At 29.6% G+C, this 15,216-nt stretch carries 15 protein-coding genes; 5 read left to right on the top strand and 10 right to left on the bottom strand.

The annotated features are described in order from the left end of the window. The first annotated feature begins 108 nt into the window (after positions 1-108). Positions 109-1,350, top strand: a complete 1,242-nt coding sequence (locus WY13_RS12220; protein WP_063555931.1) for an IS701 family transposase — start codon at positions 109-111, stop codon at positions 1,348-1,350. A gap of 112 nt (positions 1,351-1,462) precedes the next feature. Here WY13_RS12220 and WY13_RS12215 read toward each other — a convergent pair whose 3' ends face one another. From WY13_RS12215 to WY13_RS12205, 3 genes are all read right to left on the bottom strand, one after another. Beyond that, the gene (locus WY13_RS12215) at positions 1,463-1,810 is read right to left on the bottom strand and encodes a PqqD family peptide modification chaperone (RefSeq protein WP_063555930.1); all 348 of its coding nucleotides are present in this window, start codon (positions 1,808-1,810) and stop codon (positions 1,463-1,465) included. Further along, positions 1,800-3,719, bottom strand: coding sequence for an OPT family oligopeptide transporter (locus WY13_RS12210; RefSeq protein ID WP_063555929.1), 1,920 nt, complete (start codon positions 3,717-3,719; stop codon positions 1,800-1,802). The genes WY13_RS12215 and WY13_RS12210 overlap by 11 nt, the downstream gene beginning before the upstream one ends. Before the next feature lie 441 nt (positions 3,720-4,160). Beyond that, entirely contained in the window at positions 4,161-5,549 is a 1,389-nt protein-coding gene (locus tag WY13_RS12205; RefSeq protein ID WP_063555928.1) for a methyl-accepting chemotaxis protein, read from the bottom strand. Positions 5,550-5,896: 347 nt separating this feature from the next. Between WY13_RS12205 and WY13_RS12200 the strand changes: the two genes are divergently transcribed. After that, a complete protein-coding gene (locus WY13_RS12200; protein WP_063555927.1) occupies positions 5,897-6,292 on the top strand; it encodes a pyridoxamine 5'-phosphate oxidase family protein in 396 nt (131 codons plus the stop codon). A gap of 49 nt (positions 6,293-6,341) precedes the next feature. Here the strand turns inward: WY13_RS12200 and WY13_RS12195 are convergent, their stop codons facing one another. Both WY13_RS12195 and WY13_RS22095 read right to left on the bottom strand, forming a co-directional pair. After that, a complete protein-coding gene (locus tag WY13_RS12195; protein ID WP_242866484.1) occupies positions 6,342-7,049 on the bottom strand; it encodes a hypothetical protein in 708 nt (235 codons plus the stop codon). Positions 7,050-7,240: 191 nt separating this feature from the next. Beyond that, positions 7,241-7,375 carry a hypothetical protein gene (locus WY13_RS22095; RefSeq protein WP_278321786.1) on the bottom strand — a complete coding sequence of 45 codons (135 nt, stop codon included), beginning with the start codon at positions 7,373-7,375 and terminating at the stop codon, positions 7,241-7,243. Between the two features lie 144 nt (positions 7,376-7,519). On the opposite strand from WY13_RS22095, the gene WY13_RS22320 reads away from it, so the two are divergent. Continuing rightward, on the top strand, positions 7,520-7,837 hold the full coding sequence (locus WY13_RS22320) for a LytR/AlgR family response regulator transcription factor (protein ID WP_063555925.1): 318 nt from the start codon (positions 7,520-7,522) through the stop codon (positions 7,835-7,837). A 153-nt stretch (positions 7,838-7,990) separates the two neighbouring features. On the opposite strand, the gene WY13_RS12185 is transcribed toward WY13_RS22320, so the two are convergent. From WY13_RS12185 to WY13_RS12175, 3 genes are read right to left on the bottom strand one after another with little or no spacing between them, the layout of a single operon-like run. Beyond that, entirely contained in the window at positions 7,991-8,722 is a 732-nt protein-coding gene (locus WY13_RS12185) for an ABC transporter permease (protein ID WP_063555924.1), read from the bottom strand. 11 nt (positions 8,723-8,733) lie between these two features. Further along, on the bottom strand, positions 8,734-9,495 hold the full coding sequence (locus tag WY13_RS12180; RefSeq protein WP_063555923.1) for an ABC transporter permease: 762 nt from the start codon (positions 9,493-9,495) through the stop codon (positions 8,734-8,736). Further along, complete coding sequence (locus tag WY13_RS12175; protein ID WP_063555922.1) at positions 9,492-10,403, bottom strand: ABC transporter ATP-binding protein; 912 nt, start codon at positions 10,401-10,403, stop codon at positions 9,492-9,494. Before WY13_RS12175 ends, WY13_RS12180 begins: the two co-directional genes overlap by 4 nt. A gap of 177 nt (positions 10,404-10,580) precedes the next feature. Between WY13_RS12175 and WY13_RS12170 the strand changes: the two genes are divergently transcribed. Both WY13_RS12170 and WY13_RS12165 read left to right on the top strand, forming a co-directional pair. Next, positions 10,581-11,297: a response regulator transcription factor gene (locus tag WY13_RS12170; protein WP_063555921.1), complete on the top strand. Its 717-nt coding sequence runs from the start codon at positions 10,581-10,583 to the stop codon at positions 11,295-11,297. Positions 11,298-11,392: 95 nt separating this feature from the next. Then, positions 11,393-12,805, top strand: a complete 1,413-nt coding sequence (locus tag WY13_RS12165) for a sensor histidine kinase (protein WP_063555920.1) — start codon at positions 11,393-11,395, stop codon at positions 12,803-12,805. A gap of 48 nt (positions 12,806-12,853) precedes the next feature. Here WY13_RS12165 and WY13_RS12160 read toward each other — a convergent pair whose 3' ends face one another. Beyond that, complete coding sequence (locus WY13_RS12160; RefSeq protein WP_063555919.1) at positions 12,854-14,887, bottom strand: methyl-accepting chemotaxis protein; 2,034 nt, start codon at positions 14,885-14,887, stop codon at positions 12,854-12,856. Positions 14,888-14,963: 76 nt separating this feature from the next. Continuing rightward, positions 14,964-15,122 carry a hypothetical protein gene (locus WY13_RS21040; RefSeq protein WP_156499029.1) on the bottom strand — a complete coding sequence of 53 codons (159 nt, stop codon included), beginning with the start codon at positions 15,120-15,122 and terminating at the stop codon, positions 14,964-14,966. Between the last annotated feature and the right edge of the window lie 94 nt (positions 15,123-15,216).

Below are 15,216 nucleotides of genomic sequence, written 5' to 3'. Positions count from 1 at the left end.
TAATAAATGAGCAAATTTCATAACAAATTATGGAATTAAAGTAGACATTCATAACCATCTTATTGTATTATATTTCTGCTAGAAAACATAAACAAAGGATGAATATAAATGTCTACAGAAAATAATATACCATATAATAATGAGATTAACAATTTTATAATTAAACTTGGATTATCACTATATTTAACACTACCACAATTAAAACATGTCTTCGAATTTATCTTTGCGACCGTAGGTCGTGGGTATAATGGTAAAGTTACTCATATAGCTGAAAATTGCTATCAAAGTACTTATAGAACATCCGTAGGTAAATTTTTATCTGAAAGCCCATGGAATGAAGATTATATTTTGAGGGCATTGCAAAAATTTGCAGTTAATAAAATTTGGCAGTTATCTCGTGATACAAGAAAGCCTATTTATGTGATTATTGATGATACTATCTGTGAAAAAACAAAGCCTTCGTCACGGGCTAAAAATCCTATAGAAAAGTGTCAATTTCATCAATCACATTTAGAAAATAAAAAAGTTTATGGACACCAAATTGTAGGTGCTTTATTGCAATGTGGTGATGTTACAATTCCATATCAGCTAACGCTTTATGATAAAACTAAAATTGATAAAGACAATAAAAAGATTACGAAGATTGATATTGCTGTAGCTATAATATCTTCACTACCTAAACCACCTATACAAGGTTTTGTTTTAGGAGATAGTTGGTATAGTGCTGAAATAATTATAAAATCAGCAAAAGCAAAAGGTTTTGAGTATATAGGTGCATTAAAAACTAATAGAGTCATATACCCCAAATGCTCACGCATGAACCATAAAATCAATGGTTTTGCCAAAACAATAAACAAAGAAGAATTTCACCTCGTTACAGTGAATAAACACTCTTACTATGTTTACAGATATGAAGGTAAAATAAATGGTTTTAAAAAAGTTGTGGTTCTTATTAGTTATCCTAAAGAAGCTCTCTATAATGAAAAAGCATTAAAATCTTTTATATCAACAGATATCAATCTCACAACAGAAGAAATACTTTTTCAATATCGTGAACGTTGGACAATCGAAGTATTTTTTCGTCAAAATAAGATGGAATTAGGATTTGATAATTATCAAGTTCGTAGTGAAAGAGCCATAAAAAGATTTTGGATTTTAACTCAATTGACTTATCTTTATTGTACTTTTGGTATAAATACAACTTATTCTAAATTTGGAAAAGGCTTAAAAACAGCTCGCAAACAGTTCCAACAAGAACTAATTATTTGGGTTCATATCCAAGCTCAAAAAGGGATTAGCTTAGATGCAATTTTAGAAGTTCTTAAACTGTCAAAAAATAAGTGTGCATAGACAATGTAAAATAATGTGAGTATTTTTGCTCATTTAAAGATTCTATTTGAAGTTTGTAAAAATCCACAATAAAATAAAGATGGCAGCTATAACATAGTGCCATCTTTTATAATTAATTTATTTTTTCTATATAGTGACAATTAACATTAATATGATTTAAAAATAACAACAATCTTTCATAAAGTGGGTGAGCTTTATCACCATACTTCACTTCTAAATTTTCTCCAATAGTTTTTACTGTTTTCTTTCCATCTATCTGTAAAAACACATAACTTGAATATTCATCCAGAGTAATTTTTTTGTATTCTGGAATTCTAAATTTAATTTTTCTAAAAAACTTTTGAATCTTATGATCTTGCTTTTCAAGTATAGTTACGATGTTGTCTTCATCTACTTCATATTCTAAATTATCAGAGATTTTAAATATTATATTTAATACCTCTTCGTTGTTATTCAGCATTTTTTTCCTTACTCTTCATTATAGGTATTATAGAAGCTATTATTAGAGCTGCTAATATTACATATCCCATTCCATTAGAAGCAGCAAATCCAGTTGGTTCACCTATTTTTATAACATTAGTTACTTGAAGTATTATGCCAACAAGTCCTATTATGGAACCACCAGCAACAAGTCCAGATGATAAACTTACACCATTAGAAAGTCTAGCTTCTTTTTGTTTTTCATTCCTAGAAGTCTTTTCTACAAACATACGAACAAATGCACCTATTAATATTATAGCATTTGTAGATATTGGTAAATAGAATCCTATAGCAATTGTCATTACAGGAAGTTTTAATAAGAATAAAGTAATTCCCATAACAATACCAACGATTATCATAACCCAAGGTAAACTACCTGACATTATACCGCCAGTTAATGTTGACATTAAATTAGCCTGAGGCAATGCAAATGGTACATTATCACCAGTCATTGCAAGTTGACTTGAAAGTAACATTATAACGCCAGTAACTACTGCAGCACCAACTATACCAGCTATAGCAAAGTACTTTTGCATTTCATTTTTGTCACCACCAACTATAAAAGTGACTTTTTGTGATTGACAGTAACCACCAGCTGCAGATATAGCAGTAACTATAAATGTACCAAATAAAAGTAAAGATCTATTATTTACAGAACTCTTCCATCCCATTGTAACAAATAATAATGTTACAATAACTATAGACGCTATAGTCATACCGGATACAGGAAGATTTGAAGTTCCTATAGTACCAGTTAAACGACCAGAAACTATGACAAATAGCATTGATAATAACAGTGATAAAATAGAAGCAATTATTGCCATTAGTATATTACCACCAGATATCATGAAACCGCCTATAAATCCTATTACTATACCACCAAGTAATATTAAATTTTCAGCAGATGAGCTACCAGAACCCTTTGAAGACTTGGCCCCAAGAGTTTCTCTTATAGAAGATGCTATAGTTGGTATGAGTTTTATAGCTCCTATAAAACCTCCTGAAAGCATCATGCCTGCTCCAATATATTTTACATAACTGCCTGCTATATGCTTAACTTGCATGGCATTTAAAGCAACATGTGGATTATTCCATACAGTTGCACTGCCTTTTCCAAGAGAAACGAAATAACCTATTAAAGGTGTAACAGCAAAGTTAGATAATATAGAACCAGCAAACATAGTTAAGGAAACATCTATTCCAACTATAAATCCTATACCTAATAATAGAGGGTTAGCTTCAACTTCAAATTTCCATTTGTAAAAGGACTCGTTTACATAGCTTATAACATTATTAGCTACATTTAAGAATGAACTAGTAAAAACAGTTATAATACCACCTATTCCAAAACCTATTCCCATGTACTTCACTGATTCTTCAGCACCTTCTGAAGCAACAAGTGTTTCAGATATAGCCATTGACTCAGGGTACATTAATTTGCCATGTTCTTCAATTATTAAATAATTGTAAACAAGAGAAGCTATTCCTATACCGAATAGAACACCTCCTACACCAACAACAAAACCTTCCCAAAAAGAAAACTTTGAACCTATTAAAATTATTGCAGGTAAAACAAATATCATACCACTAGCAATTGATTCTCCACCACTTGACATACCTTGAACTAAATTTTTGCCAAGGATGCCTTTCTTTTTAGCAAACATAGCTATAAATACAGAACCCATTATAGATCCAGGTATACCAGCAGCAACTGTGAGCCCTGATTTCATACCTGAATAGGCAGTAGATGCTGCAAATAGTACAGCTAGAATAATACCGATTGTTAATACAGCAGCATTTCCACCAGATTTAGAACCACTGGAAATGTAAGGAACGTAGTCTTTACCAGCTACGCCGCCATATGCATCTTTAGATAACTTTTTATTCATAATATGTACCTCCTTTTATATTTTACAGTCATAATTATAGCATAATTGATGATATAAATGCACTTTTAAATTTTTACAAATAACATATTTGATTTATTAATCAAATTATAGTGGTTTACATATTGCAATAGCATCACTAATTAGAATTATATTTTTTTTGCATTTAAAGGCTATATAACAATTTATAATTTCTTTTTAACTATTCTATTTAGCCAATATTCAAATATAGTAATCTGTTATTATGCTTCATTATTAAAGACATTCTATATCATTTTTGATTCAGGATGTACTTACAGCACTGGATGTGACCTATGTTTATCTGGCAGGATGTGCATTCGTACCTGTACTTGCTGCATTTGTGCTTAATAAATATTGATTTATATAATTATAAATGGACAAGTATATTTTTATACCTGTCCATTTATTGTATCTAATAAATTTTTAAGATAATAATTGTTTTATTTCATCCATTAGAGCAAATACCTTTTTTGAACACATATCCATTCTTTCAAGACATTTTTCTGACAATTTTATATCATTTTTCTCATATGCAAGAGCTGCTTCTTTTGCAATCTCATGTAATTCCATATGTGATTTTTCTAACTCTACAAAGGCTTTGTGATTTTTAAACTTATCACTATCTATATTATAATACCACTTTCCAAGTCTGCATCCCTTATAATCCCCTACCTCATTAGTATTTACTTTTTCGTTACCAAGAAGCATGTTATATATTCTCCATCTCCAGATTAGATGGTCAGTTTTATAGATTTCTACCATATCGCGATCTGTCATACATACTTTATCTTTAAGCATTTCAACTCTCATAGAGTCTATTCTTTTACTCAAATCATATATAATCTTTCCAATACCTTTACAATTACTGTCTATATGATCAGCATGCTGCGATAGCTCCATAATACTACTAGCAAAAGACTGGGTTGCTGCAGTTTGTTCCTCTGTATCTGCTGCAACTTGATTAATTGTTTCGTTAACATTGTCTATTGAATTGCCAATTAGATTGATCGAATCCATTGAACTGTTAACTAGATCTTTACCTGACTCTAATTGCTTAGCTGTCTGGTTGATTTTATCAACTGATGAGTCAATATCTTTTTGCAAATTTGAAACATTTTTTTGTATATCTAAAACTGAACTTGTAGTATTTTCAGCAAGTTTTCTTACTTCATCTGCAACAACGGCAAATCCTTTACCCTGCTCTCCTGCTCTTGCTGCCTCAATTGAAGCATTTAATGACAGTAAACTTGTTTGATCTGCAATACCTTTTACAATATCAACTATTTCATTTATTTTATGAGTTTTTTCCTTAACACCTTTCATTTGCTTATCTATTATGTCAATATCATCAAATGATTTTTTTACAAATTCAACTGAATCATATATATTTTTTATTCCTGTTTCAGATACTTTTTTTGCATCACTCGAATTCTTCGACATTTTTTGCGATATATTAGAAACATCTTCAATAGATGCCTCTAGCTCTTCACTATTTTGAGACATGGAATGTAACTGCTCTGTTTGTGTATCTACACTTTTGATAATATTTCTAATTGAATCCATTTTAATTACCATTTGTAATACATCATTTGTTTCAAAAATACTTTTTTTTCTGGATTCACACATCTCATCTATAACTTCATTCCACTTTTCTACTACATCACTGCACTTTACATCTCTTAAACTTAGTTTTGTCATTTTACCTTGTACTACATCAGAAAAAAGTTTTACAAGTATATCCTTATGTATATAATCCGAACTTGTATATTGATCCAATTTTGTATCTGATTTTTTTAATAACTTATCGAACAAAATGATTCCCCCCAATTATGGTACACTAATTATTTTAATTTGAATACTTTTATTCATTTGTTATATGGCAATTATATCATTTTGGTCTAATTAATTCCATACACTTACCATAATTCTTCATAAAAATATGTTTTGAAAATAAAATTTTTGGCTTTTTAAATAGGCTTCAACTATCCATAGAAAAATTTATCTTATAATTTATCTATTATATTTTTTGTGATAAAATGTAATTAGTTACATTTATCCAATGAATACCTTTTCTAATATTTCATTTTTAAGCTGCAGAAAAATATAAACGTACCTGGATAAGTTTAGCTAAAATTTTATGGTTAAAGGAGATACTAATTATGGATGAAGTTTTAAAGTTCCTAACTGACAACAAAGTTTTTTATCTTGCTACTGTAAATGGAGATGCACCTGCATTACGTCCTTTTGGATTTGCAATGAAATACAACAACAAATTATATTTTTGCACTGCCAATACAAAAAATGTATATAAGCAATTAAAAGCTAATCCTAAAATGCAAATCAGTGCAACTTCTCCAGAAGGAAAATGGCTCAGATTAAATGGAAAGGCAGTTTTTAATACATCTAAAGAGTCACAGGAAGCTGTTTTGAATACTATGCCTATGCTTAAAAATATGTATACAGTAGGCGATCCTACTTTCGAGACATTCTACATAGACCAGGCTGATGCAACCTTCTATGATATGCAGGGTAATTCTCACAACGTTAAATTTTAAAGATGCAAAAAGCTAAAGTGCAAAATAGCACTTTAGCTTTTCACATATTTTACATTGATACTACTAGTCTAACTGCTATAGTCATAAACTTACCTTTGTCCCATCTTAAAATAGATTCTACATATCCCAAAGTATCTGAATTGTAAAGTCCTATTATCCTCTGACCTGCTAAAAGATCAAAAATCTCAGACCCATTTATGCTTAAAGGAGAAAGGTTTGAAAGAGATAGTACTCCTGCAGCTTCAGGTTCTTTAAGGGTTCCATCTTTATTGTAAATCTTTGATAAATATTCTTCATCTCTTATGGATTTAAGATCTATTACGCCCTTCAAATTTTTATTTTGTGATTTTACACCTACCTTATAGAAATTTTCATATGCAGCATCATACACATTTTCATCATTAAATTTATCATAATCAAAAACAAGGTTTGTCACATTGTTTTTAAAAGAATAAATATAATCAAAATGGTAGCCACCACTGCCACCTGAATCTATAGATAAAAATACAAAAAGTATACTGCCCTTTTCATCAAATTTTGCTATAAATAATTTAGGATCATAACCAGAATTTTCTTTTGGTTTTACTTTTATATTTAACCCTGTCTTTTTATTCATTACAACAAGAGCCATGTCCTCTATAAAACCATTTTCCCCATAAGGCTTTTTCCCCGTAATCATTAAAGTTTCAACACGTCCGTCCCCATTTACGTCTGCAAATTTTTTGTCTATAATGTATACTTTATCTTTGTTTTTCATAAATTTCTCAGGAAATCTAAAAAACATATATATCCTCTCTCAATTATTAATATACTATCATTTTATTAATAATTGAAAAAAGTGATCTTTCCTAATTTATTTTAAACTTAAAAATCTCCCCTGATAATGCTGCTGAAAGTTCATCTAAATGTTCTGATGCTCCTTTAAGATTTAAAAATATATCTTCCTGCTTACTTACCATATCTTGAAATAACTAATATATTATCTGTAGATTTAATACCTAGTCCTACATAATTAATGCTTTCATCCATTGATACCATGATGAAAAGTACATAATAGTTTTTGTTACCAGCAGTAAAAATCACGCTCTTGATGCCTTCGAAGTAGACGCAATGCAGTACCTTATAAAACCAGTTAGCTACGACAAGATTAAACGTTTGCTGGACAAATGTCAAAATGTATTTTCAAACAATATGTAATTTATTGAAGTTTACAGTAAAGGTATTTGTATGAAAATCCTCTTAAAGGATATTTATTATATTGAAGTATATAATAAAACTTGTCTTATTCACACAAGTACTCATATTATAAAAACTTATTCTTCTTTAAAAAAACTATGGGATCTCCTAAGTGGATCATCCTTTTTAAGATGTCATAGAAGCTATATCATAAATATGTTTTATATAGCTTCTATGCTGGAAATTGACTTTATTTTAAAAAATGGCGATAAAATTCCTATTTGTAAGGATAAGGCCAGTATTATTAAACAAATTTATTCTGATTATTGTTTTGAGCAAATAAAAAGCGAGAAAGTTGATATTGATTAACTCAACTTTCCCAGTTTAATCATATTGTGAAGCAAAGCTTCGCACGTGTTGAATTAATTAATTTGTCATAATTTATATATAGAAAAGTCCCGACATAATATGTTATCCTTTCATTTTTATGGCTGTCAATTTTAATGACAGCCGCTGAGTAAGTTAAATATCCCTGTTGTTAAATTCATACATTCCAACAAGTATAAATAATATAAATAAAATAACAGATACTATATACATATATGGTGGAAAATTGAATGTTACATTTGAACCACCTAATAATACCCTTCCTGGATAATCCCAGGGAAAAAACATCCAATACTTAGTATTATCAATGAGAACTGATGGAAGAGAAAAAACTAATCCTACGCCTAGCGGTACAGCAATATTTTTAAATTTCATGCTTAAATAATATTGAACTGCTATGACAGGCAGTGACGCTATAATACAAAGTAATGGAGCATATATCAATTCTTTTGGCATGCTTTGACTATGAGGTGCTATAACTGCTCCAGCTAGGATTGTAAGTAACATAAACAAAACAAGATTTAAAAATACTATTCCGCAGGCTACACCAAATTTTGCTATATATAATTCACTTCTTTTTACAGGTAAAGTTAACATTCTTTTAAAATTATCTTCATTATTTTCTATTCTAACTAAAACAGCTACTGCAATTGTAATAAACAATCCTATAATAAACAATCCATAAAATATTGAACTTTGAGTATATACTTGACTCCATACATTTTGGCCTTGTTCTGTAAAGAGTTTTTTATATCTCAAGAAATTTGTAAAGCCCAGTATTACAAAAAAGAGCGGAAGAAGCATAACTATATTCAGTATTTTTGAATGTCTTAATTTTAATAATTCTACTTTATATATATTTTTCACACTATTCACCCCTACTTTATATCCCTTTTATTAAATTCTAAAATTCCAACTATAAGCCATACGATTCCAGACACTATTCCAAAAAAAGCTGCCATATATGCATCCTTATTGTCTCCTGTAGGCAATGTTAACAACACATTAGCAAATGGAATTATATATGAAAGTAGCTTACTTTGTGCAAACATATAAGATCCTATACTTCCAGCGAATCCTACAGCTACAGCTGCTAGAGAATTTTTCATATAACAACTTATGAATTGCTGAAAGCTCACTACCCCTAAAGTTGCACATAATTCTAACTCTACATATTTAAAAATCAATGTAAAACTGCCATCAATATGAAATAAATTTTTTATAATTATTAAAAATATTCCATTTAAAATTACCAGAATAAATGCAGCTATAAGCACTACAATCCACTTTGACAAATAAATTTTTCTTCTTTCAACCGGTCTCGCTACTATTTGCTTCCAGGTATTTTCACTGTACTCCATATAATTTACAATAACTGCTACCACAACAATGGACAAGTTTAGAAGAATGAACCACAAAGCAGCAAGATGACTTTCATAGAGCAGAGCACCTACCTTACCATAAATTCCAATTTGAGTTAAATACTTTATATGATTATCTGACATTAAAAAACTACATCTAAAATGCAAATCCATAAATAAAAGTACAAATGAAAGAATCGGAATAAAAAATACACCTTTCCACAGTACTGACCTTTTGTATTTCATCAGTTCAGATTTTAAAATTGACATAAAGCTCATATATTTTCTCCCCCTTCAGTAAGGTCAAGAAATATTTCTTCAAGAGATTTTTGTACTTCTACAAATTTAAATATTCTATTGCCATTTAATATAAGTTGTTTTAAAATCTCATCCGGCTCTCTTCCTTCAGATTTTAAGAAAATCTCCTTATCCTTTACTTTATACTTATATCCACCATTATTTAGCGTATCTTCTATCTTCTTTAAATCCTTAGATTTTATGCAAATTTGTCCTTTACTCTTTGAATGAAGTTCTTCAAGTGTTCCTTGAAACAACATCTTTCCTCTATTTATAATTCCAATATCATCTGCTGTAAGTTCAATTTCACTTAAATTATGGCTTGATATAACAACTGTCATGTTATAGAGTTTGGGAAGTTCTTTGATAAGTCCCCTTATTTCATGAATTCCAGATGGATCAAGTCCATTAGTAGGTTCATCCAGTATTAAAAGTTCTGGTTTTGATATAAGTGCCTGGGCAATACCCAGTCTCTGTTTCATACCAAGTGAAAATTTGCTGGCTTGTCTATCTTTCCATTCAGTAAGCTTTACAATTTCCAAAACCTCATCAATATATTTATGGTCAAGCTCTAGAAGTTCTGCCGTCACCTGTAAATTCTCATAAGCTGTTAGATTTCCATAATAAGACGGTGACTCAACCATAGAACCCACTTTTTTCAAAATGCTCATTCTATCTTTTCTTAAATCCTTACCAAAAATTTTGATTTCTCCCCTTGTCGGCTTTATAAGCCCTAAGAGCATCCTTATGGTTGTAGATTTTCCTGCACCATTTGGACCTAAAAATCCGTATACTCTGCCCTTTTTTACAGATAAATTTATTCCTTTTACTGCTTTAAAGTCTTTAAATTTTTTTGTCAAATTTATAGTTTCTACAATATTTTCTGACATACAATTTCCTCCCTCAATTAACTTGTGTCTATATAATAAAGCCCCCAGCTTAAATCTCATTTACCGCAGCCTTAACAGAACCTTAAAATTCTTCTACCCAATTAAACAATGCATAGATAATGTTATAATTGTAATAAATCAAGTAATGAAATTAACAATTATTTTGAGGAGATAACCATGTACGATAGCATTCTAGATAGGAAAATACTTTTAATAGACGATGAAGTGGAGCTGTTAAAGCTCCTGGAAACAGTACTTAAAAAAGAAGGTTTTAGACGAATATTTAAGGCTAAAAATGGCACAGAGGGTATAAAATTATGTAAATTTGAAAAGCCTGATATAGTAGTTTTGGACATAATGATGCCGGATATGGACGGCTTTGAGGTATGCAAAAATATAAGAGACTTTTCTTTTGTTCCAATCATATTCTTATCTGCAAAATCTGATGATATAGATAAAATACTTGCCCTTGGACTAGGTGCAGATGACTATGTAACTAAGCCCTTTAGCCCTAAGGAAGTTGCCTTTAGAATTAAAGCTCATTTGAGAAGAAACATATATATTAAAAATGAAATGTCCATGAAAGGGGAAAAGATAAGTTTTGGAGATATAGTAATTGATCTCGAAAAAGGTGAAGTATCAAAATCCGATAAAAATGTAGTGCTTACTCCAAAGGAATATCATCTTTTATGTTATATGGCTCAAAACGCCAATCAAATACTAACCAAGCAAATGATATGCGATGAAGTTTGGAATGATGACTATGAAGGATATGACAACACAATAATGGTTCATATTAGAAAGCTAAGACAAAAATTAGAAGATAACCCTTCCAGTCCAAAATATATAGTTACTGCTAAGGGACTGGGATACAAGCTTATTATTTCTAAATAACAAATTAGCAAATAATAAATAACGAAGGCAGCTATCATCAGTACTTGTCATTTAATATTTCAACTTTTATAATCTTAATTTTGAGGTAACTACAAATGAAAATTATAAGTAAAATTAAAACTAACTGGACCCTGACTACAAAATTTCTCATAACACTAATATTTATAGTCATAATTGAGTTATTCATAAATTTAATTGTTTGGAATGAGGTAATTGTATATACTAATGAAAATTTAACTAGTTTGGCCCCCGAAAGGGTTACCTTAAACTTTTCCAAATACATAGATTTTAAAAATGACATACCTTTTGTAAATGAAGATGGCAAACAAGAAATTTTAAAAATTAGTGGATGGATTCAAATAATAGATGAAAATTTTAAAGAAGTGTATTCTTTTAATAAACCAAAAGCAGTCCCTACTAAATACTCCCCAATAGAATATACCCATATTTACAAATATGACATAGCAAATTCGTCTGTGTTTGTAAGTGAAAAAAAATACAATAACAGAAGTTTTGCCTATATAGTAGGTTTTCCACTTAATCGTGTGGCAAAACATACTCTTACATTTAATCCTTCTGCCTTAAAAAGTTTCTTTTGGAATGGTGTTATTTTATTACTGTGCATAAATATACTGGCAGCTATAATTATAGCTTATTTTCTATTTGGAAAGAGAATGGCTAAACCGCTTCAAAACATAATAAGCGGCATAAATAATCTTGCAAAAGGCAATTACGAAATAAATTATCCAGAAAAAAGTGTTTATAAAAGTGTCTTTTCTAACTTAAATAATTTAAGCAAAACACTTAAAGAAAACAAAATAAAAAGAGAAGAACTTGAAAAAATGAGAAACACCTGGATTTCATCCATATCTCATGATGTTAAGACACCGCTATCTTCTATAAAAGGATATGCTGAAATAATGAAAGATCCGGATTATACTTTTTCTGAAAATGAAATTCACGAGTATTCAGAAATAATCTACAATAAATCCTCCTATATTCAATCATTAGTGGAAGATTTAAATTTGACATATAAGTTAAAAAATAAAGCTGTTCCTCTAAAAAAGGAAGAGGTAAATATAACCTCTCTTTTGCAAAATATAATTGTAGGAATTTTAAATCATCCAATGTACTCAAATAGGAATGTAAATTTTTATCCCGAAAACGAAAAAATAAAAGCCTTCATTGATAAAAAATTTTTTAAAAGAGCCCTGAGTAATTTAATTTTTAATGCTATAACTCACAATAAGGAGGATGTCCAAGTTGATATTTCAATTTATGAAAAAGATAAGATCTACATTATAATAAAGGATAACGGCAAAGGCATACCTAAAAAAGATTTAAACTACATTTTCGAGAGATATTATAGGGGGACAAATACCAGTACTTCAACAGAAGGCTCAGGCCTTGGTATGGCAATATCCAAGCAGATAATAGATGTCCATGGAGGAAGTATACATATAGAAAGCATTTTAGGTGAAGGTACAATCATAACCATAATTTTTTAGTTTAATATCAAAAAAGCTGAACTTTTAAGTCCAGCTTTTTGACAAAATTTAAAGTTTAAATTGAGATATAATTTCTTGCAATTTATCAGCACTTTGCTTATTGTTTTCAGTAGTTGTCTTTACAATGCCTAACTTTTCATCTATATTAGTTATTTTACTAGCAATTTCAGTAACACCTTTTGCACCATCAGTTACGGTATTTGCCACTTCACCCATTGCATTGTTTATTTCATTAATTGATGAACTCAATTTTTCTGCTAAACTACTAAAATCATTCATAAAATTGTTCACTGCTTCAGCATCTTGACTATACTCTTTACCTGTCTCAACTAACTTATTGTAGTCTTTTAAAACAATTTGATTTATAAATTCAAGAAGCTTTACTGAATTACTTGATAAATTCTTTACTGTTTCTGTAACCTCATTAACTACATTTTGAATATTGCCAGCTGTCTTTGCAGATTCCTCTGACAATTGTCTGACTTCATCAGCTACAACAGAAAATCCCTTTCCTGCTTCACCAGCTCTAGCTGCTTCTATTGAAGCATTAAGAGCAAGCAAGCCTGTTTGATCAGTAATAGAAATTATGTCCGTAGACAATAATTTTATTTTTTCAATAGCCTTAGAATTTTCAATAGCTTTTTCAAGATTATCTTTCACAGAGGAATATATTTCATTGGCCTTTTCATTTGACTCAACTGCATCTTTTTTTAATTCTTCTGCTCTCTTTTCAATGCCGCTAGCTTTATTTGAACCCTCTACAGATTTTTGGGTCATGGAATTTACAGCATTTCCAATTTCATCAGATGAAGCTGAAACTTCCTCTACCGAAGCTGCATTTTGTTCCATACCAGCTGAAAGATTTTGACTTTCTGCTGATGCACCTTCTAAATTGACCTTTAACTCACCAGTTAATTTTTCGACTAGAGCAGCATTTGAATTTATTGTATCAGAAGACATTTTCATGTCTTTAACCATTGTTCTTAATGCTTTTCTCATATTTTCTATAGAATTAGCCATTATCCCTATTTCATCATTATATTCACACAGTTTGTCAAAATCTTTCACATGATTTAAATCTAAATTTGCTGTTTTATTTATAAGATTAACTATTTGAGTAATAGGATTGGTAATCCTCGTTGAAAGCATATATCCTGCTGATATAGCTAAAATTGATGCTATTATTGCTATAAGTATTATAATATTTCTCATAGATTTAACATCTTTTAATACCTCTAATCTATCAGACGTTACTACTATAATCCAATTTGCTTCAGAGATAACCTTATATCCTGCTATTTTATCTACATTTTTAAAATTATATTCAAGAATATCCTCTTTTACATTTTCACCCTTATTTAATTTATCAGCTATAGCTTTTATTTGGGGAGTTTCAGTTGGCTTACCTATTTTGCTCTTAGTTGGATGATATATCATATTGCCTTTATAATCTAATAAAAATCCATAGCTGGATGAAAAATTACTTACCTTGACATCTGCTAAATATTTTGAAAAACTGCTTCCATATACTGCGGTACCAACATATCCCAAAATTTCGCCGTTGAATCTTACAGGATTTGTAAATGTCACTATAGCATTTTTAGTTACTTTTGATATCATAACTTCACTTACTGAAGCTTTACCTTCTAAGCTTGGTTTATTATAGGATCTATCATTTAAGTTTTTGCCAATATAGTCCTTATCACTGTCTGCAATTATATTTCCACTTGTGTCAACTAAAAATATGTGTTCAAGATCTTTGTTCTCTTTAGCGTAGTTTTGTAAAGTTAAATTCATATCTTGTTTTTGCTTATTTAAATCGTCAATATTACTAGAATCCTTATTTGTCTTAAGTAAATTTATAACCACATTTTTTTCTGAAAATATTTTAACCCCTAACTTTTCTTTTTCCACTACTGCACTTATAGTTTGAGCTGAATGATTACATATTTCTTCTATTTCTCTTTCCGTTTTAGTTTCTATTAAGTTGGTAGATTTATTATCAATAAATATAGTAGTTAAAGTCATTAAAATAGTAATAATTATTGCTATTAGAAGTGGAATTTTTCTTTTTATTGACATATAAGCATCTCCTCCATATATTGCATAAAATACATTTTTTTATTTAACTTTATTTTCGTGTACTCTGTCAAAATATTTAATAAAATATTAATTTACAAAATGTTTTGTTATGTTTAGCATATTTTAAGACCTCATCATATACTTTACCTTTAGACTCTTTATCAAACTCAAATGACTTTATTGTGCTAATGTACATACCAGTTTTAGTTTGCCTTTTTACTACCTCCCATTTCATTTATATAGCTCCAATTTAATTTTTTATATACAAAGAATTTCACCAACTAAAAAAATCGGCTTATATCATTTTTATATTTTCTTGTTTTTGATAT

Source organism: Clostridium ljungdahlii, from assembly GCF_001636845.1.
Lineage (GTDB): Bacteria > Bacillota > Clostridia > Clostridiales > Clostridiaceae > Clostridium_B > Clostridium_B ljungdahlii_A.
This window is presented reverse-complemented; position numbering and strand designations above follow the sequence as displayed.